This window comes from Rothia sp. HMSC073B08 (assembly GCF_001812975.1).
In the GTDB taxonomy this organism is placed as follows: Bacteria; Actinomycetota; Actinomycetes; order Actinomycetales; family Micrococcaceae; genus Rothia; species Rothia mucilaginosa.
Window position 1 is genome coordinate 21,352 of record NZ_KV811064.1, and the last position, 1,330, is coordinate 22,681.

The 1,330-nt window shown below is 49.2% G+C and carries 1 protein-coding gene; it reads left to right on the plus strand.

All coding sequences use genetic code 11. The features are described 5' to 3' along the window. Window positions 1-626 precede the first annotated feature (626 nt). Window positions 627-980 (plus strand): histone-like nucleoid-structuring protein Lsr2, encoded by a 354-nt coding sequence (locus HMPREF2884_RS04750; RefSeq protein ID WP_070616037.1) that lies wholly within the window; start codon window positions 627-629, stop codon window positions 978-980. Window positions 981-1,330 lie beyond the last annotated feature (350 nt).

Genomic DNA, 1,330 nt, shown 5'->3' on the forward strand with positions numbered 1-1,330 from the left:
CCCGCCGTTTTCTGTGCACTCTTTTGCACGGTGTATAGCTTCTGAGGTGGAGTTTTCTGTTTGTTTGCACAGGTCAGGGACGTTTTAAGGTGCTTTTTTGCTCTATTCTGGTGCTGATTTATGCTGCTCTATTCACTCTGGCGGGGGTTTCTGCTCTTATGCATGAACGCGTTACATAGAAAATAGTGAGGGGTTGGGAGGTGGCAGAATTTCGCTTTTGAATAGAGCTGAAATGTATGGTGCGAATGGTCTAATGTGCAGGCTCGTGCGGGCGCTATATTTCACTCAGATTGTCGGGGACGCCGGGGCGCATTATTAGGTGTCTTTGTCTCTGGGGGCTGTGTCTGCTGCCTGGAAGAATCCAAAGTATTTGCACTCTAAACTTCACTTTAATGTTCTTGTAGCGAGTGCAGATTTAACGGGGATGCACAGAAGCGATATATCGCTGCGGATGATTGGCGTATTGTTTCAATGCTCAGAATATTTTCGGAATCTTTAATATATTTCTGTTACTATATGAAAGAAAATTAGTACATAAATATATCCGGCACACTATTTTCTCAATCCCGATAGAGGCTTTTGAGTTTACTCCACAGGATATATGCAACAGATGAGGAGGTGCCTCAATGGCACAGAAGGTTCGCATCATCCTTGAAGACGATCTCGATGGCGGCCCCGCAGACGAAACTATCCGTTTTGGCCTGGACGGCGCTCACTACGAAATCGATCTGTCCTCCGCAAACGCAGCTCGCCTGCGTGACGCTATCCGCCCCTTCGTAGCGAAGTCCCGCCGCGTGCAGGGTGCCGCTACCCAGCGCACCCGTGCTCCCCGTGGCACCGCTGCTCCGGTTAAGCGCAACCCCGAGACCGCAGCAATCCGCGAGTGGGCTAAGGCTAACGGCCACAAGGTTTCTGACCGCGGTCGTATCCACCAGGACATTCAGGACGCATACTACGCAGCAATGAAGGCTCAGGACTAAAGGTTCTAAGTTATTGCGTGTAACCGGAGGTGCTGGTTCTTTAGGACTATAAACCTCCGGGTGCTCAAGGCGGGCGGTGTTATCACCGCCCGCCTTTTGTTGTGCCCCCTTATGCGTTGTGTGTTTTGTGTATCTAATGGGGCGTGTTTTGTGCCTAATTCCAATTAACTATTTACATGTAAAATATATAGGGTTGGTTGATGGTGCAATCTATGCAATACCGAGAAGGGTATTGGTTGGCCGAAGGGGCATAGTTTACATTCGGATTCTGTGTTCGTTTACTGTGTTCGTTTAGATTGCATGCATCGGCAGGAAGGCTAAAGGGGCTCTTCAGAGTTGAGTGTGGTTGG

Coding starts and splice junctions, on each gene's coding strand:
- HMPREF2884_RS04750 (WP_070616037.1), top strand. CDS start 627: ATGGCACAGAAGGTTCGCATCATCCTTGAAGACGATCTCGATGGCGGC.